This window comes from Polynucleobacter sp. 15G-AUS-farblos (genome assembly GCF_018882445.1).
In the GTDB taxonomy this organism is placed as follows: Bacteria; Pseudomonadota; Gammaproteobacteria; order Burkholderiales; family Burkholderiaceae; genus Polynucleobacter.
Genome location: NZ_JACVOM010000003.1, coordinates 155289 through 180368 on the forward strand (window position 1 = coordinate 155289; position 25080 = coordinate 180368).

The window sequence follows — 25080 nt, forward strand, 5'->3', positions numbered from 1 at the left end:
AGTCTATGAAATCTTTTTGAGTGTCTTGAGATAACGCTGTGCATTTTTCACATAGCGGCCAGCGATATCTTCGATGCCCGCCGTTTGCTCGGGGCTTAAGGTTTTGACTGCTTTAGCTGGTGACCCCAAAATCATGGAGCCATCTGGAAATTCTTTACCTTCTGTCACGAGTGCGCCTGCGCCGACAAGGCAATGTTTACCAATCTTGGCGCCATTCAGAATCACTGCGCCAATACCAATCAAACTACCATCGCCAACTTGACAGCCGTGCAGCATCACTTGATGACCTACGGTAACGTTTTTACCAATAATGAGTGGGTAGCCAGGATCAGTGTGAAGAACAGAAGCGTCCTGCACATTACTGCCCTCGCCAATTTGAATGAGATCGTTATCGCCTCGGACAACTACTTTAGGCCAGACGCTGGCATTTTGATGAAGCTCTACTTTGCCGATGACCTCGGCACTCTCCGCAACCCATGCACCCTCAGATAACTGAGGGGCTATCCCGTCTAGTTCATATATAGCCATGACTCATTATAGGGATGAATCATGGCTTACTTCTACTCAAAAATTACCAGCTTGTTTCACGATCTGGTGAAGAAGAAATGCGATGGACGCTTAAGTCGGCGCCTTCATATTCCTCTTCTTGTGACATCCGAATACCCATGATTGCCTTGAGTCCACCATAGACCACAAAGCCCCCAATTAGGGCGATACCAACACCCAAGGCACTACCAATCAGCTGCCCAGTAAAGGTAATGCCACCAAGACCACCAAGCGCTTTAGTACCAAAAATACCAGCTGCTAAGCCACCCCACAAACCACATAAACCATGCAAGGGCCAAACGCCCAATACATCATCGAGCTTCCAGCGGTTTTGCACCAAAGTGAACATGTAGACAAATAATGCGCCAGCAACTAGACCAACAAATAGCGCGCCAACGGGATGCATTAAATCTGAGCCAGCACAAACAGCTACCAATCCAGCAAGTGGGCCGTTGTAAGTAAAGCCTGGATCATTACGACCAACTACCCATGCAGCCAATGTGCCACCAACCATTGCCATCAAAGAATTGATTGCAACTAAGCCACTGATCTTATCAATCGTTTGTGCGCTCATCACATTAAAACCAAACCAACCTACCGCAAGAATCCATGCACCTAAAGCTAAGAATGGAATGCTAGATGGTGGATGTGCGGAAATTTGACCTTCTTTGGTATAGCGACCACGACGCGCACCCAATAGAATCACTGCAGGCAAGGCAATCCAACCACCAACTGCATGAACCACAATAGATCCAGCAAAGTCATGGAACTCTTCACCAGTCAAGCCTTTAATCCAAGCCTGAATACCATAATGTTGATTCCAGGCGATGCCTTCAAAGAAGGGATAGACAAAGCCCACCAAGATAAATGTCGCAATCAGTTGGGGATTGAATTTAGCGCGCTCTGCTATTCCACCAGAAATAATCGCTGGTATTGCTGCAGCAAATGTAAGCAAGAAGAAAAATTTCACTAACTCATAGCCATTTTTCTCTGCCAATAATTCAGCGCCTGAGAAAAAGTTCACGCCGTAGGCAATGCTGTAGCCAATGAAAAAATAGGCAATGGTTGAGACTGCAAAGTCGACCAAGATTTTTACCAAGGCATTGACCTGGTTTTTCTTACGTACAGTACCCAGTTCTAAGAATGCAAAACCAGCATGCATGGCCAAAACCATGATGGCACCAAGCAAGATAAATAAAACATCACTTCCTGATTTCAAGATTTCCATGAAATTCCCCCTCTTTTTTTATGCGTCATTATGGGGAATATAAAAACCCATACAGGTGCAAATTGCACTAATCTAGTGCATGATTTAGGGCTATATGATGGTTTATGATTCTTTTATATACACCCTAAGGAAAACCGATGAAAAAAACCCTAGTTGTTTTAGCCGCTCTTGGCGCAATTTCTGGCACTGTTCAAGCGCAAGCACAAGAACAGATCAAAGTTCTCAGTACTCAAGAATTAGTGACCACTTGCAAGCTTCCAGCTAGCCCTGAATCTCGTAGCTTTTGTGTTGGCTACACCAGCGGAATCTATGAAACGTATTTAGCAACACGTCATCCACAACGTGCAAGACCGTTTATCTGTGTAAACCAACCTGCCCCTAAGCGTGATGATGTCATTGCTGATTTTGTGAAGTGGGCTGGTGAAAATCCACAAACTGCTGATAAACCTGCCGCAGGAACTGTGCTTGGTTATTTAGCAATGCGCTTTCCTTGCGCCAAAAAATAATCTAAGCACACCAGCTTATTCAAAATACATTCAAAGGATTGGTTAATATGAAAAAAATAATCGCAATTACTGCAGCAACATTAGCTATTGCAGGCTGCTCTAATATGAGCAACACAGAACAACGCACCGTTTCCGGTGGTGCGATTGGTGCAACAGCTGGTGCAATCGGCACAGCTATTTTCCACGGCAACCCAATTTGGGGTGCAGTAGGTGGCGCAGCAGTTGGTGCGGCATCTGGCTACATCTATGATGCGTACAAAAAAGAACAGGCTTCTGAGTACAACGCTGGCTATGACGCTGGTAAGAATAAAAAGCCTGCAAACGCACCTAACTAAAAGACTCCAGGCCCCAAAGGCCTAGCATTCAACCCAGCTTGGATTAATTTACAAGCTGGGTTTTTATTTGGATCTCGCCAGCCAATGCTTTGTGTATAGGGCATCTCTGTGCAATCTCTAAAAGACGCTCTCGCTGCTGATCATCAAGATCACCAATCAATTCAATATGACGTGTAAAAATTTCGACGTCGTTATGACGTTCGATATCGACTGTCACGATAGCGTTTTTCAAGTTAATCGATTTGTGCTGTGAATACATCTTCAAGGTCATGCTGGTGCAAGCTGCTAAAGCCGCACCTAAAAATTCATGGGGTGAAGGTCCCGTTCCTGAGCCCCCTCTAGAAATTTCAACATCAGATACATATTGCAAATCACCCGTACTGAGTTTTTGCTGAAGAGGACCTTCTCCGAACTGCGACACGACTTTTCTCATAATGGCCTTTAACGATTGTTTAGTAAATTCATTCTAGATTCAGATTAAGACTGGGGCTTAGTACTTTTCTCTGAAGACTTTTCTTGAATTGGTAATTCTGCCTTTTTCCAAGCGCTAAAACCGCCCTCTAAATGACACACACCCGCTAGCCCCATATTCTGAAGGGCATGAGTGGCTAGGGCTGAACGCCAGGCGGAGGCGCAATATAAAACATAGCGTTTTCCATCTGTAAAAATTGGCTTGTAATAGGGGCTATCCGGATCAACCCAAAATTCGAGCATTCCCCGAGGCGCATGAAAGGCATTGGGGATCATCCCCTCTCGCTCTAACTCGCGCACATCCCGAATATCAATGAACACGGTATTAGGGTCCGCTAATAATTTCTCCGCTTGCGCAAGCGGCACTGTCTCAATTTCTGCCATCGCACGGGCAATCAGCTCCTGATATCCAATCTTTAATTTCACCAAAATCTCCTTAAGTAGCAATCTCTTAATGTATTTGAGCACCTGCTAAGATTCAGCTATGAACTTTACCCCGACTGAACTTGGTGCAAGCATTATTTTTGCGATTGCAGTTTTGCATACTTTTTGCACGAGTTACTTTGAAAAGCTTGCAAGTAAATCCGCCAGACATTCGGGTTTATTACACCTGCTAGGCGAGGTTGAAATCGTTTTTGGCTTCTGGGCAGCCATTCTCATTATTTTTATGAGCTTCAGCGATAGCTTAAATGCCGCTAAAGCGTTCCTGAATCAACGCAATTTTAATGAGCCCTTATTTGTATTTGCCATCATGATCGTGGCAGGCAGCAAACCTATTCTGTACTTTGCAACACAAATACTGCATTACCTTGGTACTGCGCTGGAAGTACTATTGCGTATTCGAAGTGCGCCTGCTCTGTATTTCTTAACACTCGCCGTAACTCCTTTACTTGGCTCAGTGATCACAGAACCAGCAGCGATGACTTTGGCTGCATTTTTATTGCGCGATCTAGTTTATAAAAACAATCCATCTACTAAATTAATGTTCGGCACAATTGGCGTACTCTTTGTCAATATCTCTATTGGTGGAACACTCACCAATTTTGCTGCACCTCCAGTGCTCATGGTTGCTACTACCTGGAACTGGAGCTCGGCATTTATGTTAGCCAACTTTGGTATTGAGTCCTGCATTGCGATTTTCATCAATGCATTAGGTGTTACCTTGCTGTTTCATCGCGAGCTTGTTGATCCACAAGCTAGCAGCAAGCCCGCCAAAATTCCATTGGCTGTGATCTTGATGCATCTACTCTTCTTGCTGGGTGTTGTCGTATTTGCACATGATCCCATCATATTCATTTGGCTACTCCTGTTCTTTATTGGCTACGTTACCGCTTACCCGAAACATCAAAGTCCATTGATTTTGAAAGAGGCACTCTTAGTAGGATTCTTCTTGGGCGGTTTAGTAGTCTTGGGTGCATTACAAGGTTGGTGGCTACAACCTATTCTAGAAATGATGAGTCCAACCGCTGTCTTTTATGGCAGCCTAGCGCTTACCGCGATTACAGATAATGCTGCCTTAACGTATCTCGGCTCATTAGTCGCCGGTACCTCTCCAGAATTCAAGCTTGCCTTGGTGGGTGGTGCCGTAGCTGGTGGCGGCCTAACCGTGATTGCCAATGCCCCTAACCCTGCCGGAATCGCTATTTTGCGCACTTACTTCCCCAATGGAGCTGTCTCAACGCTATATCTCTTGATTGCTGCCATACCGCCCACCTTGGTGGCAGTAGCAGCTTACCGACTCATGTAAGTCCATATCCCGTAAAATCTAAGCTTCGCCCCCAGCTATAAACCTGAGAACGGCATATGAAAAAGCTTTATATCAAGACCTTTGGTTGTCAAATGAACGAGTACGACTCGGGCAAAATGGCCGACCTTTTACATGCCGATGAAGGCATGGTGATGACCGATACACCCGAAGATGCAGATGTGGTTCTTCTGAACACCTGCTCGATTCGAGAAAAAGCCGAAGATAAAGTCTTTTCTGATCTTGGACGCTTACGTGAACTCAAGAAATCAAAACCTGATTTATTGATTGGTGTCGGTGGCTGTGTCGCCAGCCAAGAAGGTCAACAAATTGTGAGTCGCGCACCTTATGTGGATGTGGTGTTTGGTCCACAGACATTGCATCGTCTCTCTGACTTAATTGCGAAACGCCGTAAAACTGGCATCTCTCAAGTCGATACCTCTTTTCCAGAAATCGAAAAGTTTGACCACCTTCCAGCATCACGTCAAACACGTGGCTCAGCCTATGTTTCCATCATGGAAGGCTGCTCTAAGTATTGCAGCTACTGCGTTGTTCCATATACCCGTGGCGAGGAAGTGTCACGTCCATTTGAAGACGTCTTAACTGAAGTAGCTGGCCTCGCAAGTCAAGGCGTTAAAGAGATTGTCCTGCTAGGGCAAAACGTGAATGCCTATTTAGGCAAGATGGGTGACTCAGAGGAAATCGCTGACTTTGCCTTGCTGATTGAATACATCGCAGAAATTCCGGGAGTTGAGCGTATCCGCTTTACCACCAGCCATCCAAAAGAATTTACGCAACGTTTAATCGATGTCTACGCCAAAGTACCTAAGCTAGTGAGTCATTTGCACCTACCGGTTCAGCATGGCTCAGATGCCATGCTCTCGGCTATGAAACGCGGATACACGGCTCTAGAGTACAAGAGCATCATTCGCAAAATGCGTGCTGTGCGCCCAGATTTCACACTATCAAGCGACTTCATTGTGGGCTTTCCAGGTGAGACTGAGGCTGACTTTGAAAAACTGCTCAAGATGGTTCGCGATTTGGAGTTTGATAATAGCTTCTGCTTTATTTTCAGCCCACGCCCTGGCACGCCTGCGGCCAATCTCAACGATGACACGCCTTATGAAGTCAAGCTCAAACGTTTACAAACTTTATTAGCGCTGATTGAAGGCCAAGCCAATCACATTAGCCAAAAAATGCTGGGGAATATCGAAAAGGTTCTTGTAGAGGGTTATGCAAAAGACGGCATTAATCTCCAAGGCCGCTGTGCAAATAATCGCGTGATTCATTTCACTGCAGCCGAGCAGGATGTAGAGGATTTAATTGGCAGCATGGTGGACATTGAAGTGACCGAGGCTCTCAATTACACCCTCAGAGGTGAACTCATTAAAGTCCATGCCGCTTCCATCTAAATCCAAACTTCTCATTGAGCTGCAATACGCTAGTCCAGCAATTGAAACAGCTCTAGCTGCACAAGCCTCAGCGAATCTCATCAAGAAATGGGTCAAGGCGGCTAGCCCTCAAAACGGTCAACTGACACTGCGGTTTGTGAATACGGCCGAGGGGAAAAAATTGAACTTTGCTTTTCGGAAAAAGGATAAAGCAACTAATGTGCTGACCTTCCCTTACGAATTTGGCAAATCACATGTGCATGCCGATATTATTTTTTGCCTTCCAGTACTCCAAAAAGAAGCCAAAGAGCAGGGCAAAACCCTGAGAGCCCATCTAGCCCATCTCATTGTGCATGGCTGCCTGCACGCCCAAGCCTATGATCACGAAAGCAAGAAGGATGCACAAAAGATGGAAGTACTCGAAGTGCAAATTCTGAAAAGATTGGGTTTTCCTAATCCCTATTTAGATAGCCAAGCAGATCACTAAACAACATTTACACGTTCAATTGAAAAATTGACATATTTCTACGCTATTCTTTCCATATGCCCGACCCCAATAAATCCCTATTAAATCGCCTTGCCGATTTTTTAACGCCACAACCAACCAGTCCAACTGAGCGTCGCCAAGAACTGATTGAGACCTTGAGAGAGGCGCAGTCTGAGGGCTTGATTGATGCAGATGCCCTCTCCATGATCGAAGGTGTATTTCAAGTAGGGCAACTTTGTGCACGCGACATCCTTGTACCTCGCGCCCAAATTGATTGGATTGACATCAATCGCAGTCTCGCGGAAATTATTCAAAGCGTCATTGAGGCGGCACACTCACGCTTCCCCGTTTATGAAGGTAGCAAAGACAATGTCATCGGCATTCTTTTAGCGAAAGACCTTTTACGCCATGCCACTGAAAAAGATTTTCAAGTACGAGATTGGTTAAGGCCTGCTGTTTTCATTCCAGAATCTAAACGTCTCAGTGTTTTACTGCGAGACTTTAAGGACAATCGCAATCATCTCGCCATTGTGGTTGATGAATACAGTGGCGTAGCTGGCATCATTACCATTGAAGATGTTCTAGAGCAGATCGTGGGCGATATTGAAGACGAGCACGATATTGATGAAGAGGCAGATAACCTCATCGCTCTCGATAACGGCGATATTCGGGTCAAGGGTATTACAGAGCTTGATCAATTCAATGAGGCGCTAGGCACGCAATTTGCCGAAGAGGATATTGAAACGGTTGCCGGCCTAGTAATTCAACATTTAGGTAGAGTTCCCAAAGTGAGTGAATTGATCAAAATCGACGGGATTGAGTTTGAAATATTGCGTGCAGATCCACGTCAAATTCATATTCTGCTTGCACGTCAAATTCCCAAAAAAGCTGATTGAGATTTATCTTGAATGATCAGATGGTTCGAGGTCGTCGGCAAAGTATTCACTTTTTAGCACTATTCATATTAGGCGCGATTCTGGCTGGCGTTGCTGAATTACCCTATGGTGGCTGGATTCAAATTCCAATCCTCAGTGCAATTTGGTGGTGGCTCAATCGTGAAAATCAGAATTCAGTAAAACATCTATTTGCTTCTGGCCTGATCTTTGGTTTGGGCTACTTCGTTATTGGCTTGTGGTGGATCTATATCAGTTTGCATGATGTGGGCGGTATGAATGCAGCACTCTCATGTATGGCAGTGTTCTTGTTGTCCGCCTATATGGCTTTGTACTTTGGACTTGCCACCTTACCACTTACACTCTTTCATAAGACACGCTATGTAGGCTTTTTCTTAGCATCTAGTTGGGTAGTTATGGAATATTTACGGGGCTACATCTTTACAGGATTTCCCTGGATGGGTTTGGCTGAAAGTCAAGTGAATGGCCCTTTTGCAGTTATTGCTCCTTACTTTGGCGGTCTTGCTTGCACCTTTTTGCTGGTCTTTATTTCTTGGCAGATATTGCAACTCAAGAAAGATACTTTAGCTAGCACTAGCTCGCTGATCCTAGTAATTGCATTGACTGTACTTTCAAGTTTATGGAGCTTTACTAAGCCTATTGGCGACCCTATCAGAGTGGAATTAATTCAGGGCAATTTCGCCCAAAGCATGATCTTCAAACCAGAAGGTATTCTCAAGCAAATTGAGTTTTACTTTGCTGCCATGTCTAAATCAAAAGCTGAGTTGATCATTGCCCCAGAAACTGCTTTTCCCTGGCCAGAAAGTAATTTGCCTAGTGGAACCCTAGAAACTCTTCAAAATCATGTAGATCAGCAAGGAAATAATTTATTGTTTGGAGTGATTGGTAGACATGTGAACCCAAAAATGGGTAGAGAGTTTTCTAATCGCGCCTTAGGTCTTTCACCCTCAAATCCACCTTATCTCTATGATAAAAATCACCTAGTGCCATTTGGGGAATTTATACCTCCAGGATTTCGCTGGTTTGTAAATGCCTTTAGTGTTCCCCTAAGTGATTTTGCTAGAGGAGGGGAAGATCAAGAAAATTTCTTGATACAAAGACCGAATCAAGAACCCATCTTTGCTGCAATCACTATCTGCTACGAAGATGTCTTTGGTGGAGAATTGGCTAGCCGTATTCGCAACAGCAGCACCCCGACTAATATATTAATTAATCTGACCAACTTAGCTTGGTTTGGTGAATCACAGGCTTCATCACAACAATTACGCTTATCTCAGCTTCGCTCCCTAGAGACAGGGCTTCCTGCGCTGAGGGCAACTAATACTGGCATTACCTCTGTTTTAGACTCCAATGGAAAAGTATTAACATCGCTCCCTGAATTTACTCAGGCCAGTCTCATTACCCAAGTACAGGCCTATACAGGCAAAACACCATATGTGCGCTGGGGAGATTTACCGATTTTGAGCCTTTCCTGCATCCTACTGATCTGGGGCCTCATTCGCTATCGTCGTTTTTAGTCAGTTTTAGCGCCTGAGCTCCTCTAGCCATGTAAAATCAATGGCTTAGCCAGGTTAATCATGCTTACTTTTCAGCAAATCATTCTCAAACTCCAAGATTATTGGGACCAACAAGGTTGTGCCCTATTGCAGCCTATTGACCTTGAGGTCGGCGCAGGCACATCCCATACCGCTACCTTCTTAAGGGCTATTGGTCCCGAGCCATGGAAAGCAGCTTACGTTCAGCCATCCCGCAGACCTAAAGATGGTCGCTATGGTGAAAACCCAAATCGCTTGCAACACTACTATCAATATCAAGTTGTTTTAAAACCAGCTCCAGAAAATATTCTCGAGCTCTATCTTGGATCGCTTGCTGCTCTAGGTCTTGATCTCAAAGAAAACGATGTGCGCTTTGTAGAAGACGATTGGGAAAACCCAACCTTAGGTGCATGGGGATTGGGTTGGGAAGTTTGGCTCAACGGAATGGAAGTAACCCAATTTACCTACTTCCAGCAGGTGGGCGGCCTTGATTGCAAGCCGGTACTCGGAGAAATTACTTACGGTATCGAACGACTGGCAATGTATATTCAAAATTGCTCCAACGTATATGACCTCGTATGGGCAGATGGCATCTCTTATGGTGATGTGTATCACCAAAATGAAGTGGAGCAGTCTTGCTATAACTTTGAACACTCAAACACTGATCTGCTCTTTGCTAATTTTGCAAACTATGAAAGCGAAGCGAAGCGACTCATGGAAGTACCGCTAGCATTGCCTGCATACGAAATGGTTCTCAAAGCAGCTCACACATTTAATCTCTTAGATGCCCGTGGCGCTATCTCTGTAACTGAACGTGCTGCTTATATTGGTCGCATCCGCAATCTTTCTCGCGCCGTTGCTCAAGCGTATTTTGAATCCCGAGAAAAACTTGGATTTCCAATGTGCCAACGCTCAGTCAAGGCATAAGCAAGAGCTATCTATGAGTACATCCCATTCACTTTCACAATCAGCCAATCTGTTGATTGAAGTATTTACAGAAGAATTACCTCCAAAATCCCTTCGCCGTCTTGGCGATGCCTTTAGCGAGGGCATCTTTACTGCACTGAAGGCTGCTGGACTAACCAGCGCCTCTTCTCAAGTTACTGGCTTTGCAACCCCCCGTCGTCTGGCAGTGTTGATTACGGATGTGTTGGCGCAAGCGCCTGACTATCCAGTCCGTGAAAAATTATTACCGACGAGTATTGCATTTGATGCCGAAGGCAAAGCTACAGCGCCATTACTGAAAAAATTGGGCGCTCTCGGCTATGCGGATATTGATTTATCCAGCCTAGAAAAAGCCGGTGAGGGTAAAAACGAAGCGCTGTATCTCAATGTAGTCGCTAAAGGGGCTGCGTTAGAACAGACTGCACAAACCGCTCTAGAGCAAACCTTAAATAAATTACCGATTGCCAAAATGATGCACTACCAAGTGCAGCAAAAGAATAGCAGCTTGGCTGATGTGCAATTTGCTCGACCAGCCCATCGCATTATTGCCCTACACGGCAGCAACACTCTCAATCTGAGTAGCTTAGGTATTGATGCAAGTAATCAAACAGAGGGCCATCGTTTTTTAGCGCCTGGCGTATTAAGCATTGCTAATGCAGATCAATATGAGGCTGACCTAGAAGCTAAAGCCAAAGTCATTCCAAGTTTTAATAAGCGTCGCGCCCAAATTGAAGCGGCATTATTAAAGTCTGCTGGGGATGATTTGGTATTGATGCCAGACAGCCTTCTAGATGAGGTCACCGCATTAGTTGAGTGGCCTGCAATTTATACCTGTCACTTTGATCAAGAGTTCTTAGAAGTTCCGCAAGAATGTTTGATTTTGACCATGCAAACAAATCAAAAATACTTTGCACTAACTGATAAGCAAGGCAAATTACGTAATCGTTTCTTGATTGTTTCTAATATTGAAACTTCAAAACCTGATGCCATTATCTCTGGTAATGAACGCGTCGTTCGTCCACGCCTCTCCGATGCCCGCTTTTTCTTCACTCAAGATCAAAAGCGTCCTTTAGCATCTCGTGTAGCGGATCTAGGTAAGGTGGTTTATCACAACCAATTAGGCAATCAACTCGATCGCACCAAGCGAGTTCAAGGCATTGCTACTGGAATCGCAAAGCATCTAGGTGCAGATGAGAAGCTTGCCCATCGCGCAGCAGAAATAGCCAAGACAGACTTACTCACCGATATGGTGGGTGAGTTCCCTGAGCTCCAAGGCATTATGGGCAACTACTATGCCAAGCATGATGGTGAACACGCTGAAGTAGCTGCTGCTTGTAGCGAACACTATATGCCGCGCTTTGCTGGGGACACTTTGCCACTCAGCAAAACCGGCACTATTTTGGCCATTGCTGACAAGCTAGAAACCTTAGTCGGAATTTGGGGAGTAGGTCTGGCTCCAACTGGAGACAAAGATCCCTATGCGCTGCGCCGTCATGCCTTAGGTATTTGCCGCCTGCTCTTGGAAAAGAATCTTTCCTTGAATCTGCCAGAGTTAATTGAACTTGCCCGTGCACAGTTCCCACAAAAAGAAGTTCAAGAAAAAGCGCAGGTCGCTGATATTTACGCCTTTATCATTGATCGCTTACGTGCCTATTTGCGCGACCAATCTGTTGCTGGAACGCCTTTTACCAGCGCTGAAATTGATGCAGTACTCAGCCAATCTCCCGCACAGATTAATGATTTGATTACACGCTTAAGCGCTCTTCGTGAATTTAACGCTTTGCCTCAAGCTGCTCAGCTTGCGGCAGCCAATAAGCGCATTAGTAATATCTTGAAAAAGACGACTACTGCTATTCCTGCGGCTTGCTCTATTAAGTTATTACAGATACCGGCGGAGTCTACTCTTTACCAGGCTCTAGAAGCAGCGACTCCAGCCCTTGATGCAGCATACGAAAAACGTCAATTTGTAGAACTCCTCAAAGCATTGGTCGCTTTAAGTGAGCCGATTGACCAGTTCTTTGCAGATGTGATGGTCATGGATCCAAATCCTGAGTTACGTGACAATCGTCTTGCACTCTTGCAACAACTTCACCAGAAAATGAATCTCGTTGCCGATCTCGGCAAATTAGCATGAGCTTGAGCTCTTCTAAACTTATCATCCTGGATCGCGATGGCGTGATCAATGAAGATCGTGATGATTATGTGAAGTCTGTTGATGAATGGATTCCCCTTCCTGGCAGCCTAGAGGCGATAGCACTCCTCAATCAAGCTGGTTACCAAATTGCCATCGCAACGAATCAATCTGGTTTATCGAGAGGCTATTTCACGATCAATGATTTGCATGCAATGCATAGCAAGATGGATAAGCTACTCAAACCTTTGGGTGGTCACATCGATAGCATTTTCTTTTGCCCTCATATGGACTCTCATGGCTGCGACTGTCGCAAACCCCTCCCTGGTTTAATGAAAGAAATCGCACTCCGATATAAAAAATCAGATAGCAATACCCCCCTGATGGGTGTACCGATTGTGGGTGACTCCTTGCGCGATCTCCAGGCCGGTATCGCCTTAGGTGCATTACCCCACCTAGTGCTGACCGGCAAGGGTCAAAAGACTTTAGATAAGGGCGCTCTGCCCGAGGGCACACAAATACATGCTGATCTGCTGGCTTTCGCCCATGCAATGTTAGAAGATAAGGCCTAAAGAAATGACATTGATACGCTCCACTCTCTTTGCTGTATTTCTGCTTATCTTCACACCGATCTGGTCGGTACTGTGCTTACTGACCTTCCCATTTCTGAGTCCAGAAAATCGCTATAGCTTCATTGGCATCTGGAACAAGGTCGTTATTTTTGTTCTTCAGCACTTATGCGGAATTCATTATGAAATTCGTGGTATGGAGCACATGAAAGCGGTGTTGAGCGAGCCGGTGGTCATTCTCAGTAAGCACCAGTCTGCTTACGAAACGATTGCTTATATTGCCTTGCTGCCAAAACAACTCTGTTTTGTATTCAAACGCGAGTTACTCTGGATTCCATTTTTTGGTTGGGCTTTAGCCTTATTGAAAATGATTCATATCAATCGCGCTAGCAAGCAAACCGCTGCTATTTCAGTAGCCAGTCAAGGCCGCAAGCGCTTGGGCGAAGGTAAGTGGATCATGCTCTTCCCTGAAGGAACCAGAACACCAATAGGCTCGAATAAGCCATACCGTAAAGGAGGTGCTCGACTTGCCAGTGCTACCGGCGCCCTGGTGATTCCGATTGCTCACAACGCAGGACGCTTCTGGCCTAAGAATAGCTTTCTGAAAAAGCCTGGAACAGTCATTTTCTCGATTGGGCCTGCAATACGTTCCGACGGAAAGTCTGCCGAGCAATTACAGCAAGAAGTTGAGGGTTGGATTGAAACCGAAATGCGGGTGATTGACCCTAGTGCTTACACATAAGAGTTAAGACTCTACTGCATTAGGCAGCGAGAATTTTTGCCCACTCAATATAACGTTCCACCGATATATCTTGGGCTCTTGCCTTAAGCTCCAACTCACTTAATTTCAATCGATCAGCAAAGGCCTGTAGGTTAGTGCGCAACATTTTTCTTCTTTGCGAGAAAGCTGCGGCAACTACTTTCTCCAGGGCGCTCCACTGCACATTACTCAGATCAAAATCCTGCCGAGGAATCATGCGGACAACTGCAGAGTTGACTTTAGGCTGTGGGTCAAAGGCTTCAGGAGGAACCTCTAAGACCTGATCCATGTCATAACGTGCCTGCAGCATCACAGAGAGCCTACTGAAATCGGAGCTACCTGCTGGCGCCACCATACGCTCCACCACTTCAGCTTGCAGCATAAATACCTGTTCATCAATAGCATGGGCTGCACCCACTAGATGAAAGAGTAAAGGTGATGAGATGTTGTAAGGCAAATTACCAACCACTTTGCAAAGACCCGATTTACCTGATCGATTTTGAGCCCAGGATAAGAAATCAAACTGTAAAGCATCGCCCTCGATTACTGTGAGCCCTTTTAAATCTTGCTCATTCCAGTAAGCTACCAAGTCACGATCAATCTCCAATAAATCCAATTGATCTACATTGCTCAATAAAGGCCTTGTCAGAGCGCCGAGGCCCGGTCCGATTTCAATGACATGCATATCAGGGCTTGGATTAATCAAAGCCACTATAGAGTGGATGATGCCGCCATCCTGTAAAAAGTTTTGGCCAAAACGTTTACGTGCGCGATGCATGCTTAGGAGTGACTATTCTGTTTCACGGCTAACTGGTATGCCAAGCGTAAAGCTTCGAGCATGCTGCCAGAATCAGCAGTGCCCGTTCCAGCAATACTTAATGCTGTACCGTGATCTACGGAAGTACGAATCACTGGCAAGCCTAGCGTGACATTGACCCCACCCCCAAATGAAACAAATTTAAATGGTGCAAGTCCTTGATCGTGATACATCGCAATAAAGGCATCTACTTGCTCTAAAGCCGCCACATCAAACATGGTGTCGCCAGGATAAGGTCCAGTGACATCAATTCCTAAACTTTGAGCTGCTTTAATGGCCGGTGAAATGATTTCAATTTCTTCTTGACCTAAATACCCAGACTCACCCGCATGTGGATTCAGGCCAGCCATACGCAAGACTGGCTTTGTAATTCCGAAACGCGTTTGTAAATCTTTGGCAACAATCTGAATGGTGCCTAGAATCAGATCTTGGCTTAAAGCAGCTGAAACCGTTTGCAAGGGGATGTGTGTGGTGACTAAGGCAACGCGTAGATCTCTAGCCTGCTGCATTCCCATGAAGCCTTTAGCTAAGGGTGCGCACAACATCATCACTACGTGTGAAACCCCACAGCGCTGCGCAAGGTATTCGGTATGGCCGGTAAAAGGTAGGCCCGCATCATTGATGACACTTTTTTGCACTGGAGCTGTAACCATCGCATCAAAGCGCTTTTCCATACAAGCATCAAGTGCGAGATCTAATAAGCTCAATACATACCCAGCATTTTCAGAATTGAGTACGCCCGCTTTGACTGGTTGCCTTAAGGGAACTGATTCCAGTTTTAAGCGAGCCAATACACTTGGATTTACCCCCTGAGGAATGGGGAATAAACTTTCATCCCCAAGCAAGGTGATACTGGCATTTTCCTGCTCAGCCAAAAAGGCCAATGCGGCGCTTAAGGAGACTTCAGGCCCAATACCAGCTGGCTCACCAGTAGTAATGAGGAGGTTAACGGGGGCTAGTTGCGACATCTTCTGCGTTAAGCACCTTCACAGTCGCGCTATCACGTAATTCACGGATCCAATCTAGATAGGCTTGCTCGTACTTGCGTTCACGAATCGCTGCTCGTGCAAATTGACGCTGCTTCTCAATCGTCAACTGACCTTCACGACGATCCATGACTTGAATTAAGTGCCAACCGAATTCGGATTGAACGGGATTACTCACCTCTCCAATTTGCAAGCGGTTCATCGCCTGCTCAAAAGCTGGCACCAAATCTCCCGGACTCATCCAACCAAGATCACCGCCATTAGGAGCAGAGCCATCTTCTGAATATTTTTTTGCTAACTCTCCAAAATCAGCCGTCTTAGCACGAACCTGATCGCGATAGCCTTGTAAACGTCTCTCAGCATCTTGATCAGTAAAATCTGCACGAGTACGAAGCAGAATATGACGCGATAAAGTTTGTGTAATCGGAATGGCTTGGGGTGGAGTCTGGGAAACCTCTGGGGGCGCCTCTTGTTGCGGCGCTCCTCCAGCTACCAATGTCCTGCGATCCAATACCTTAAGAACGTGGAAACCTGCTGGACTTTTAACAACTGCTTTAGCAGTCTGTCCACCACCCACATTACGCACAGCATCATAAAAAATTTGCGGCAATCGATCTGGTGTGCGATATCCAAGCTCTTGAAATTTAATCTTTGGATTTTCTTTTGCAGCCATCGCACCAAGTTGCATAAAGTCAACATCGCCTCGAGCTGCAAGCAATAAAGCATCAGCCTTTTTCTTGGCTTCAGCTTGCACGCTTACGCCTGCGCCAGCATCTACGGGAATAAAGATCTGGGCAATATCAATTTCTTCAGGGCCAGCACTTGTTCCGGGAGTTGATCGTGGTGGCTGCCCCCCTTTAACAGCAATAGCACGAGCGCGTTCTGAAATAAAGTTATCAACCTCAGCATCAGAAATCTTAATCCTGGCATCCACCTCACGCTCACGAAAACGGGTCAAAACGACATCCTCACGCAAGCTCTCTTTATAGCGCTCATATGAAATGCCGGAAGCAATTACTTTCGCCCTGAAATCAGCCAGGTTAACTTTATTTTTTTCAGCGATATCTCCAATAATTTTGTCTAATTCCTTATTGGTCACCCTAATGCCCTCTTGCTCTGCATTTTGCATCTGAATCTTTTCAACAATCAGGCGTTCTAAAACAGCCTTTCTAAATTCAGCACCATCACCGACTTTTGCACCCTGCTTTTGTAATGCAACAATGCGATCATCAATTTCCTTACGGGTGATATATCCAGTATTGACTATGGCTGCTACACCGTCAATATTGCGCACCTTGTTATCCGCTATTGTTGGTGCAGCACTAGGGGCGGCGACTGACTTTCGATTAGCGTCCTGTGCGTAAGATGAAGCCATCCATACCGAGCAGAGCAGCACTAAAACACTAGCAATAGAATGTTTCTTACAAAAGATCATTGGTAATTCTCATAGGTTGAGGCAGGCAAAGGCTTAGGCGTTGGCAAATAACCAGGAACGTTTAATTTCATCAAATCCACAGGGTTATCTCCCGCAACACCAAGACCTCGGAATTCAATCTGAAACAAGATTTGGGTTGTTGTGTTGTTATTTAATAAGAGTTGAGAATAAGCACTGCGGAAAACAATACAGTCACGCACATACTCAACTGCTACTAGGGTGTTTAAAGTCTTGGTTGTAAGCGAATCATACCCCCAACGACCGACCAAAGAAACCTCTCTTGTTACCGGCCATTGCCCAGAAAGATTATATTGATCTGTAGTGGTTCCTGATGGTGTTCCAATTGGATTGAATGGGGTAGCTTGAATAGGTGGCTGCCACACGTTGCGATAACCGAAATTTAGACTGCGTCCAGGGGTTGGACGCCAACTACCGCCAACTGTTGTTTGTACAAAGCGATTGAGCTGGGTGTTGTATTGTCCAAATACATCAGCATTGAAATTACCCATCAATCGCACCGATGCAGCAGCCAAGGTATCGGAGTATGCGGTTGGACTGGCAATGTTTCCAGTTAAGCCAACTTGTTGTGCAGTGAACTGCTGCTGCTGCGCCAAGGTAATCACAGCACGCTCGGCACCGGTATTGAATTCCGTTATGCGACTGGTTAAGCCCACCGTGAGTTTATTGCTATCGGCGACACGGTCATTACCAATAAAAGGGTTTTCAGTAAATATCTGGCTAATACCAAAACCAGAGTCTGCGGTATCAAACAGAGGCGTATTAGCCTGATTGACATAGGGCGTATACACATACAAGGCGCGCGGCTCAAGACTGAGCAACATGTTTTGTCCAAAAAAACTACCCATCTCCAAAGCATCTCTCTCAAATGCCAAACCAGTATCCAAACTCGCGGTTGGAATTAAGAAGCCTTGCGCTGGCAAATAGCCGGGTTGATAGGCAGTTGCACTATAGGTATTGGACTGAAAGCTTAATTTAGGTCGGATATAGTAGCCAGGCGTGATCGTTGGATATTCCAAAGCACCCTTAACCACTGTTCGATCTGCTTGACTAAAAATACCAGGCGCCGTATTTGGGATGCTGCTTGCAATGTTGTAAGAAAACCGGGAGAAATCGGTTAACAACATTGTTTGAGGACCAGTAGGTAAAGTGATATATCGGCCATCAGTACCTGAAGACGGTGGTACTAAGTTGCTGCGATAGACGGCGGTAACCTGAGGCAAGATGTTATAGGGGGCAACAACCGTGCTTGGTAAATTGGGCTGCAGAGTTTGAAATGTCATTGCCTTTGCAGCAACTGTCCAGTTACTTAATCGGGACGGTAGCTGCGATACCGCGCCCACCTCTTGGCGGAACTGACTTGTAACCGCGCCCGCCACCGTTTGAGAGAAATTGGTTGGATATAAGTTATCGGAGACCTTAGCTGCATTGATATAGGCATTTACTGAGCCTGGTCCACCCATAGGGGAACCTATCAAAGTTTGACGTTGTTGCCAGTCATAACGCCAACGACTAATTCCGCCCGCCTTTTGATCACTTGGCAAATAATCACCCATTACGTTGCCGGAATAAGTCGTGTCAATAAAACGATATCCAACACCTAACTGCACACCACGCTGACTCATATAACGCGGCAAGAGCGTTAAATCACGATTGGGTGCGATATTGACGTAATAAGGTTGGGTGATATCAAAACCATTATTTGAGTTATATCCAGCGATAGGAGGAAGAATTCCTGAGCGCCTTTCTTTTCCCATGGGCAAACTGAAGTAAGGAACGTAAGCGATGGGGACATCAAAAAGATGCATCACCCCATCTTTCCCTGTCATCTCTTTTTGCTCAGTATCAATTTCAATTTTGTTAGCGGTGAAATACCAATCTAAATTTTCAGGAGTACAAGTGGTGTAAGTAGCTTTATCAAAAACAAATAAGTCACCAGTTTCGATGGTAAGTTTTTTGGCTTTGCCACTTGCACGACTATCGCCAATTACATAAACCGGTGTTTCCATTTCTCCGGTACGTGCATCAACTGTTAATTGCGCATTTGGACCTTTGAAACTCGCGTTACCTTTAATCAGTTCTGCATTACCATTTAATTTAGCTACGTCAGTGTCTGGGTTATAGATAATTTCATTCCCTTTGGCTACCGTACCATTTCGTCGAATTTGAGCGCGATCTTTTAAGCGCATTTCTCGATCCACAACACCGTCAATAGAGTCACTATTAGTAAAAGTTAGCGCCTTGCTATCTTCGATAGGCTGACCCATTCTGAGTTGATCATCTAACTTAAGCACTGTCACGTTTCCGCGATCAGGAAGAATTGGGGGAGCCTCAGCTGGCCTTGACATTGCTGGCAAAGGAGGGGGTGTTTGTGCCCTCGTCAACAATGTAAATTGGAGTAACACCAACCCCATCATTGTGCGCAGGGTTACAGATATAAAAAGAGGGGCGCAAAGACCAGCGCAACGGCGATAATGACTCATAGTTCCAGACCCGTCTTATTATACGAATCGACCATGACTGACGCACGCCTAAACACACTCATTCAATGGCTAAAAGGCCTTGAGCCTAGCTGGCAATTGGATCTTGACACCCTAGCCCCCGCTTCTGCTGATGCAAGCTTTCGCCGGTATTTCCGAATTGAGAGCAAAAACCCTAAATTTGCCACGCTTATTGTGATGGATGCCCCTCCCCAACATGAGCCATTAGATGCCTTTTTGAAGGTCGATTTATTGCTCTCTGATGCAGGTCTAAACGTACCAAAAATTCTTGAAAAAAATATTGTCGAGGGCTTTCTTTTGCTAAACGATTTAGGTACCACAACCTATTTAGATGAGCTCAATGAAGCAACAGCCGACCATCTCTATAAAGATGCGACACGTGCTTTAGTGCAAATGCAGTTAGCAAGCAAACCCGATGTATTGCCAAATTATGATGAAGCTTTATTGCAGCGTGAATTAGATTTATTCCCAGAGTGGTATCTCAAAAAACACTTAGGAATTGAGCTCAATGAAATGCAGCAGGCCCAACTTAAAAAGTCTTTTGAAGTCATTATTGAAAATAATTTAGCTCAAGCTAAAGTCTATGTTCACCGTGACTATCACTCACGCAATTTAATGGTGACCCAGGAAAATAATCCCGGGGTAATTGATTTTCAGGATGCTGTTTATGGACCGATTACATACGATGCATCTTCTTTATGGCGTGATGCGTATATTGCTTGGCCAGAAGAAAAAGTGCTTGATTGGGTGATTCAATTTTGGGAAGAAGGTCGAAGAGCTGGATTACCAATGCCAAATGATTTTGGACAGTTCTATCGCGATTTTGAGTGGATGGGTTTGCAGCGTCATCTTAAAGTTCTTGGAATCTTTGCAAGACTCTTTCATCGCGATGGCAAAGATGGTTACCTCAAAGATATTCCCTTAGTACTGAAATATGCCATTGCAACTGCTAATCGTTATATCGAATTGAAACCCTTGGCGCGCATTCTGGAAGCAACGCGTCCAAACCAAAATGACTGAACGCGCTCTACCTATTTTTCCTTGCTTTTTGTTAGCTGCTGGACGCGGTGAGCGGATGCGCCCACTAACCGATGACTTACCAAAACCACTGCTAACCATTCAGAACAAATCCTTATTGGCCTGGCATTTAGATGCGCTTGCAAAGGCTGGTATTCCCAATGTGGTGATTAACCATGCTTGGCTAGGATCAAAAATTGAGTCAGCCTTAGGAAATGGCCAGCAATTTGGACTCCATATTCAATACTCTCCAGAAGAAACTGCACTAGAAACTGCAGGGGGAATTTATAAGGCCCTACCCCTTCTGGCGCCTAATGACTATTTTTTGGTGATTAATGGGGATGTTTTTTCACCCAATTTACCGATTACGGCACTTTTACAAAGAGCATCGCAAATGAGTGGGGATCCTAAAAAGCCCTTAGCCCATCTCCTAATGGTGCCCAACCCCATTCAACACCCCAGTGGCGACTTTTACTTAAAAGACACCTTAGTGTCAGATCAAGAGAATCTTGGGGCTGAAAAACTGACTTTCTCAGGGATAGGGATCTATCACAAAGACTTATTTAAAGACTTAGAAATGGATATACCCGCCAAATTAGCCCCACTTTTGAGACAGGCAATGGGAGAAAATAGGGTGAGCGGTGAAAAATATCTAGGTCCGTGGCACGATGTAGGTACACCACAGCGCTTGCAAGAACTCAATGCAGTCTATGAATAAAACCAATATCTATCAACAACGCAGAAATACTTTAGCAAAGCAAATGCTATCCAAAACTGGGGGCGGGATTGCAGTTATCTCTACCGCACCAGAAGTCGCTCGTAATCGTGATAGCGAATTTCCATATCGGCACGATAGTGATTTTTACTATTTGAGTGGTTTTGACGAACCCGGTGCAACACTGGTCTTGAAAGTGTCTAGCAAGGGCCAACTTGAGTCCCACTTATTTTGTAGACCTAAAGATGCAGAGCGCGAAATCTGGGATGGCATTCGTTTGGGGCCAGAAGCTGCACCAGAAGTGTTAGGTGTCGAATTTGCTCACAGCAACCAAAGCCTTGACCAAAAACTAAGTGAACTATTAGCAGATCAAGAAGCCATTTATATCCGCCTAGCAGAAAGCGCAGAGGCTGATCGCCGCCTACGTCACTGGATGAAACAAGTGCGTGGTCAATCTCGCTCAGGGATTAATCCGCCATCTGAGTTTCATGATGTTGAATGCTTAATTCATGAAATGCGTCTCTTTAAAGATGCTCATGAAATTGACACGATGCGTAAGGCTGCTTCAATCTCGGCTCGAGCTCATGTGCGTGCGATGCAGGTTTGCAAACCCGGCATGCGTGAGTACCAACTAGAAGCAGAGTTGCTCCACGAGTTTCGTAATAGTGGCGCTCAAAGCGTAGCCTATAACAGCATTGTTGCTGGAGGTGCTAACTCTTGCATCCTGCACTACCGAGCTGGCTCAACTGAATTGCGCAGCGGTGATCTCTGCCTCATTGATGCAGGCTGTGAACTCGATGGTTATGCATCTGACATCACTCGCACTTTTCCGGTCAATGGCAAATTCTCCGGCCCTCAACGTGCGCTTTATGACATTACATTGGCTGCCCAAGAGGCTGCCATCGCCATGACTAAGCCAGGCAATACTTTTATGCAGCCCCATGAGGCAGCACTTCAGGTATTAACGCAAGGCTTGTTAGATGAAAAATTGCTTAAGCTTGCAGACTATGGCAGCCTTGAGAACGCGATTGAAACTGGCGCCTATCGTCGCTTCTATATGCATCGCACCTCTCACTGGCTTGGCATGGATGTTCATGACGTTGGCTCTTATCGCGAGTCAATTGAAGGTATTGCTCAGGATGAAAAACCGTGGCGCATCCTCAAAAGTGGCATGGCTCTCACGATTGAGCCCGGCTTATATATCAGGCCAGCTGATGATGTAGATGAGGCTTTTTGGAATATCGGCATTCGCATCGAAGATGATGCTGTTGTCAATGATTCTGGATGTGAATTGATTTCTCGTGGAGTGCCAGTGAAGGCCGATGAAATCGAAGCATTGATGAAATCCTAAGATGGGTAAAACGCATAGCGACATTTTGATTCATGGGGGTGGACCTGTTGCCCTTGCCTGTGCCGCCTGGTGTTTGCAAAAATTTCCTGAAGCCAAAATCACTTTGCTGGATCGCAATCCAATAAATGATGCCGATCTTGCTGCGGCTGATAGTCGAGGTATTGCCCTCTCTCATGGCAGCAAAATCTTACTCGATACGATTCATGCGTGGCCAACAGAATGCGCAGATATTCATCGCGTTCATGTTTCTCAAGCCGGTCGCTTTGGTCGAGCGCTGATGACGCGCGAAGAACTTCATCAAGATGCCTTGGGCCATATCGTTCGCTATCGTGATATTCATTTGGCTTTACGCAAAGCACTGAGAGCAATTCAAGTGAATAGCCCCAACTTTCTCTGGGAGCATATTCAAAACTCCAATGATCATGTAGACCATAGCGCTCAATGCATTGTGCATGCGGAGGGCGGATTATTTAAGACCCAAGATTGGGTTGAATCCGGTCGCGACTATGGTCAGTCTGCTTTAGTCGGCCTAGTAGAGGTCGAGAATGCTCAGCCTCATCAAGCTTGGGAACGCTTTACAGCCGAAGGTCCTTTGGCTGTTTTACCAAGTCATTATGGTCCTCATATTTTGAATCTCGTATGGTGTGGCTCTCCAGAATCTTCAGCTCATCGCTTGCAATTAAGTGATGCTGAATTTTTAGCTAGCCTCCAAAATGAATTTGGATCTCGGATTGGACGCTTTTTGAAAATTCAGGATCGACGTCTCTATGAGCTCGGCCTCAACTATCGCAAACAAATCACTCGAGACAATGAAGTTTGGATTGGCAATGCAGCGCAAACTTTGCATCCGGTTGCAGGACAAGGTTTGAACTTGGGCTTGAGAGATGCCTTCTTGTTGTCTGAAAAATTAGTAGGGCTTTTTGCTAACGCTGCACAAGAGCCAAGCCCGGCTCAAATCCAAGAGACCTTGGAAAGTTATGCCCAAAGCAGAAAAGTAGATCGCACCACAACGATCGGCCTAACCGATTTCATGGCTAGGATATTTACCTCGAATTTAGCCCCAGTTGTTCTGGCTCGTGGATTGGCTTTATCGGCCCTACAGTGGCTTCCTCCAGTGAAAACAGCCTTAGCTCGCCAGATGATGTTTGGCAGGCGCTAAGGCGCTTAAAACGATTCCAAAAGAAGTTTGGAGTCCATTTGACTTGAGTCATGCAATCTGCCTATTTTTTAGGCAGATTAAGCCTTGATTGTGCTAAAGTGTCAGGCTTTCCACGCAAAAACAAAGTTGCTCTCAAGCCCACACCCCCCTTAAATGCAGATTGGCTCACATCTCCTAGCAAATCGACTCTTTGTGGCCCCTATGGCTGGGGTAACAGATCGTCCTTTTAGGCAATTGTGCAAACAATTGGGTGCTGGTTACGCTGTCTCTGAGATGGTGGCTTCTAATGCTTTACTTTGGAAGAGTGTCAAAACGCAGCGTCGCGCCAATCATGTGGGCGAATTCAAACCTATCGCAGTACAAATTGCGGGAGCAGATCCTGCCATGATGGCAGCTGCCGCCAAACTCAATGTTGATCATGGCGCACAAATCATCGACATCAACATGGGTTGCCCCGCTAAGAAAGTGTGCAATGTGGCAGCGGGCTCTGCTCTATTGCGTGATGAACCCCTGGTACAAAAAATTCTTGAAGCGGTTGTGCAAGCCGTTGGTGTTGGTCCAGATGCGGTACCGGTGACATTAAAAATTCGTACCGGCTGGGATCGTGAGCATAAAAACGCCATCGACATTGCTAAGCTCGCAGAAAAAGTGGGTATCTCTATGCTAACTGTGCATGGTCGCACCAAGGCCGATCTTTATCATGGTGAAGCAGAGTATGAAACGATCACGGCAGTCAAAAATAGTGTGTCGATTCCGATCGTAGCCAATGGCGATATCACCACACCAGAGAAAGCGGAATTCGTATTAAAGACTACTAGTGCCGATGCCATCATGATTGGGCGCGCCGCCCAAGGGCGTCCCTGGATCTTCCGAGAAATTCATCACTATCTTGAAACCGGTGGAAAGTTACCTACCCCAGAGATCAATGAGATACAAGGCATCATGAATACCCACCTGTTAGACCATTATGAGTTCTATGGTGAACACATCGGTCTTCGTACTGCGCGTAAACATATTGGCTGGTATTGCAAAGGCCTGAGAGATTCACATGCATTTCGTCAGCGCATGAATACTGCAGATGATTGCAAAACGCAATTGCAAATGGTGAATGATTATTTCGATGAAATGAAAGCCCACTCTGATCGTTTACTTTTTTTAGAAGCAGCTTAGCTAGTACCTCAGTTATTAATTCAGTTATTACCTTAGTTATCACCTTAGTTATTTATTTTTTGTATTGATAGACTTTATGAACAATAAGCACCCTATTACCGCATGTATCGAGACCCAATTACAGGGCTATCTTGATGACCTCAAAGGCACCCCTCCTACTGATATTTATCAAATGGTCTTAGCCGTAGTTGAAAAGCCAATGCTGGAACTAGTGATGCAGCATGCCAAGCAAAATCAATCCTTGGCAGCGCAATATCTGGGTATCAATCGCAATACCTTGCACAAGAAGCTGGTTGAACATCAGATCTTGAAGTAATTTCAGAATTCATCCTCATACCTATTTTTTACT

At 45.4% G+C, this 25080-nt stretch carries 25 protein-coding genes; 17 read left to right on the forward strand and 8 right to left on the reverse strand.

Annotated features, from left to right (window positions below; all coding sequences use genetic code 11):
* Positions 1 to 3: 3 nt before the first annotated feature.
* Together ICN41_RS05835 and ICN41_RS05840 are read right to left on the reverse strand one after the other, a co-directional pair.
* Positions 4 to 528, reverse strand: coding sequence for a gamma carbonic anhydrase family protein (locus ICN41_RS05835; protein WP_216291921.1), 525 nt, complete (start codon positions 526 to 528; stop codon positions 4 to 6).
* Between the two features lie 43 nt (positions 529 to 571).
* Positions 572 to 1774: an ammonium transporter gene (locus tag ICN41_RS05840; RefSeq protein WP_216291923.1), complete on the reverse strand. Its 1203-nt coding sequence runs from the start codon at positions 1772 to 1774 to the stop codon at positions 572 to 574.
* A gap of 137 nt (positions 1775 to 1911) precedes the next feature.
* Between ICN41_RS05840 and ICN41_RS05845 the strand changes: the two genes are divergently transcribed.
* Both ICN41_RS05845 and ICN41_RS05850 read left to right on the forward strand, forming a co-directional pair.
* Positions 1912 to 2280, forward strand: a complete 369-nt coding sequence (locus tag ICN41_RS05845; protein WP_216291925.1) for a Rap1a/Tai family immunity protein — start codon at positions 1912 to 1914, stop codon at positions 2278 to 2280.
* Positions 2281 to 2327: 47 nt separating this feature from the next.
* Complete coding sequence (locus ICN41_RS05850) at positions 2328 to 2615, forward strand: glycine zipper domain-containing protein (RefSeq protein WP_216291926.1); 288 nt, start codon at positions 2328 to 2330, stop codon at positions 2613 to 2615.
* Positions 2616 to 2658: 43 nt separating this feature from the next.
* On the opposite strand, the gene ICN41_RS05855 is transcribed toward ICN41_RS05850, so the two are convergent.
* Entirely contained in the window at positions 2659 to 3048 is a 390-nt protein-coding gene (locus ICN41_RS05855; protein WP_216291929.1) for an OsmC family protein, read from the reverse strand.
* Between the two features lie 44 nt (positions 3049 to 3092).
* Positions 3093 to 3512 (reverse strand): rhodanese-like domain-containing protein, encoded by a 420-nt coding sequence (locus tag ICN41_RS05860; protein ID WP_216291931.1) that lies wholly within the window; start codon positions 3510 to 3512, stop codon positions 3093 to 3095.
* 58 nt (positions 3513 to 3570) lie between these two features.
* On the opposite strand from ICN41_RS05860, the gene ICN41_RS05865 reads away from it, so the two are divergent.
* Genes ICN41_RS05865 through ICN41_RS05905 form a run of 9 tightly spaced genes read left to right on the forward strand, consistent with a single transcriptional unit; the run spans position 3571 to position 13544 of the window.
* On the forward strand, positions 3571 to 4833 hold the full coding sequence (locus tag ICN41_RS05865) for a putative Na+/H+ antiporter (RefSeq protein ID WP_216291932.1): 1263 nt from the start codon (positions 3571 to 3573) through the stop codon (positions 4831 to 4833).
* A gap of 56 nt (positions 4834 to 4889) precedes the next feature.
* Positions 4890 to 6242, forward strand: a complete 1353-nt coding sequence (gene miaB, locus ICN41_RS05870; RefSeq protein WP_216291935.1) for a tRNA (N6-isopentenyl adenosine(37)-C2)-methylthiotransferase MiaB — start codon at positions 4890 to 4892, stop codon at positions 6240 to 6242.
* Positions 6226 to 6708, forward strand: coding sequence for an rRNA maturation RNase YbeY (gene ybeY, locus ICN41_RS05875; RefSeq protein WP_216291936.1), 483 nt, complete (start codon positions 6226 to 6228; stop codon positions 6706 to 6708). The genes miaB and ybeY overlap by 17 nt, the downstream gene beginning before the upstream one ends.
* Positions 6709 to 6764: 56 nt before the next feature.
* Positions 6765 to 7604, forward strand: a complete 840-nt coding sequence (locus ICN41_RS05880) for an HlyC/CorC family transporter (RefSeq protein WP_216291938.1) — start codon at positions 6765 to 6767, stop codon at positions 7602 to 7604.
* 8 nt (positions 7605 to 7612) lie between these two features.
* The gene (gene lnt, locus ICN41_RS05885; RefSeq protein WP_255537917.1) at positions 7613 to 9139 is read left to right on the forward strand and encodes an apolipoprotein N-acyltransferase; all 1527 of its coding nucleotides are present in this window, start codon (positions 7613 to 7615) and stop codon (positions 9137 to 9139) included.
* Between the two features lie 60 nt (positions 9140 to 9199).
* Complete coding sequence (gene glyQ, locus ICN41_RS05890) at positions 9200 to 10084, forward strand: glycine--tRNA ligase subunit alpha (RefSeq protein WP_216291940.1); 885 nt, start codon at positions 9200 to 9202, stop codon at positions 10082 to 10084.
* A gap of 13 nt (positions 10085 to 10097) precedes the next feature.
* Entirely contained in the window at positions 10098 to 12236 is a 2139-nt protein-coding gene (gene glyS, locus ICN41_RS05895) for a glycine--tRNA ligase subunit beta (RefSeq protein ID WP_216291942.1), read from the forward strand.
* Positions 12233 to 12805 (forward strand): D-glycero-beta-D-manno-heptose 1,7-bisphosphate 7-phosphatase, encoded by a 573-nt coding sequence (gene gmhB, locus ICN41_RS05900; protein ID WP_216291943.1) that lies wholly within the window; start codon positions 12233 to 12235, stop codon positions 12803 to 12805. The genes glyS and gmhB overlap by 4 nt, the downstream gene beginning before the upstream one ends.
* 4 nt (positions 12806 to 12809) lie before the next feature.
* The gene (locus ICN41_RS05905; protein WP_216291945.1) at positions 12810 to 13544 is read left to right on the forward strand and encodes a 1-acyl-sn-glycerol-3-phosphate acyltransferase; all 735 of its coding nucleotides are present in this window, start codon (positions 12810 to 12812) and stop codon (positions 13542 to 13544) included.
* A gap of 19 nt (positions 13545 to 13563) precedes the next feature.
* On the opposite strand, the gene rsmA is transcribed toward ICN41_RS05905, so the two are convergent.
* Genes rsmA through ICN41_RS05925 form a run of 4 tightly spaced genes read right to left on the reverse strand, consistent with a single transcriptional unit; the run spans position 13564 to position 19301 of the window.
* Entirely contained in the window at positions 13564 to 14340 is a 777-nt protein-coding gene (gene rsmA / locus ICN41_RS05910) for a 16S rRNA (adenine(1518)-N(6)/adenine(1519)-N(6))-dimethyltransferase RsmA (protein ID WP_216291947.1), read from the reverse strand.
* A gap of 2 nt (positions 14341 to 14342) precedes the next feature.
* The gene (gene pdxA, locus ICN41_RS05915) at positions 14343 to 15347 is read right to left on the reverse strand and encodes a 4-hydroxythreonine-4-phosphate dehydrogenase PdxA (RefSeq protein ID WP_216291949.1); all 1005 of its coding nucleotides are present in this window, start codon (positions 15345 to 15347) and stop codon (positions 14343 to 14345) included.
* The gene (locus tag ICN41_RS05920) at positions 15325 to 16800 is read right to left on the reverse strand and encodes a peptidylprolyl isomerase (protein WP_216291951.1); all 1476 of its coding nucleotides are present in this window, start codon (positions 16798 to 16800) and stop codon (positions 15325 to 15327) included. Before ICN41_RS05920 ends, pdxA begins: the two co-directional genes overlap by 23 nt.
* Positions 16797 to 19301: an LPS-assembly protein LptD gene (locus ICN41_RS05925; protein ID WP_216291953.1), complete on the reverse strand. Its 2505-nt coding sequence runs from the start codon at positions 19299 to 19301 to the stop codon at positions 16797 to 16799. Before ICN41_RS05925 ends, ICN41_RS05920 begins: the two co-directional genes overlap by 4 nt.
* Before the next feature lie 33 nt (positions 19302 to 19334).
* Between ICN41_RS05925 and ICN41_RS05930 the strand changes: the two genes are divergently transcribed.
* The 6 genes from ICN41_RS05930 to ICN41_RS05955 all read left to right on the forward strand — a co-directional run bounded on the left by ICN41_RS05930 (position 19335) and on the right by ICN41_RS05955 (position 25047).
* The gene (locus tag ICN41_RS05930; protein WP_216291954.1) at positions 19335 to 20339 is read left to right on the forward strand and encodes an aminoglycoside phosphotransferase family protein; all 1005 of its coding nucleotides are present in this window, start codon (positions 19335 to 19337) and stop codon (positions 20337 to 20339) included.
* On the forward strand, positions 20332 to 21054 hold the full coding sequence (gene murU / locus ICN41_RS05935; protein ID WP_216291956.1) for an N-acetylmuramate alpha-1-phosphate uridylyltransferase MurU: 723 nt from the start codon (positions 20332 to 20334) through the stop codon (positions 21052 to 21054). Before ICN41_RS05930 ends, murU begins: the two co-directional genes overlap by 8 nt.
* Positions 21047 to 22402 carry a Xaa-Pro aminopeptidase gene (pepP, locus tag ICN41_RS05940; RefSeq protein ID WP_370629103.1) on the forward strand — a complete coding sequence of 452 codons (1356 nt, stop codon included), beginning with the start codon at positions 21047 to 21049 and terminating at the stop codon, positions 22400 to 22402. The genes murU and pepP overlap by 8 nt, the downstream gene beginning before the upstream one ends.
* A 1-nt stretch (position 22403) precedes the next feature.
* Entirely contained in the window at positions 22404 to 23561 is a 1158-nt protein-coding gene (locus ICN41_RS05945; protein WP_216291960.1) for an FAD-dependent monooxygenase, read from the forward strand.
* Between the two features lie 153 nt (positions 23562 to 23714).
* On the forward strand, positions 23715 to 24731 hold the full coding sequence (dusB, locus tag ICN41_RS05950) for a tRNA dihydrouridine synthase DusB (protein WP_216291962.1): 1017 nt from the start codon (positions 23715 to 23717) through the stop codon (positions 24729 to 24731).
* Between the two features lie 76 nt (positions 24732 to 24807).
* Positions 24808 to 25047, forward strand: coding sequence for a helix-turn-helix domain-containing protein (locus tag ICN41_RS05955; RefSeq protein WP_216291964.1), 240 nt, complete (start codon positions 24808 to 24810; stop codon positions 25045 to 25047).
* Positions 25048 to 25080 lie beyond the last annotated feature (33 nt).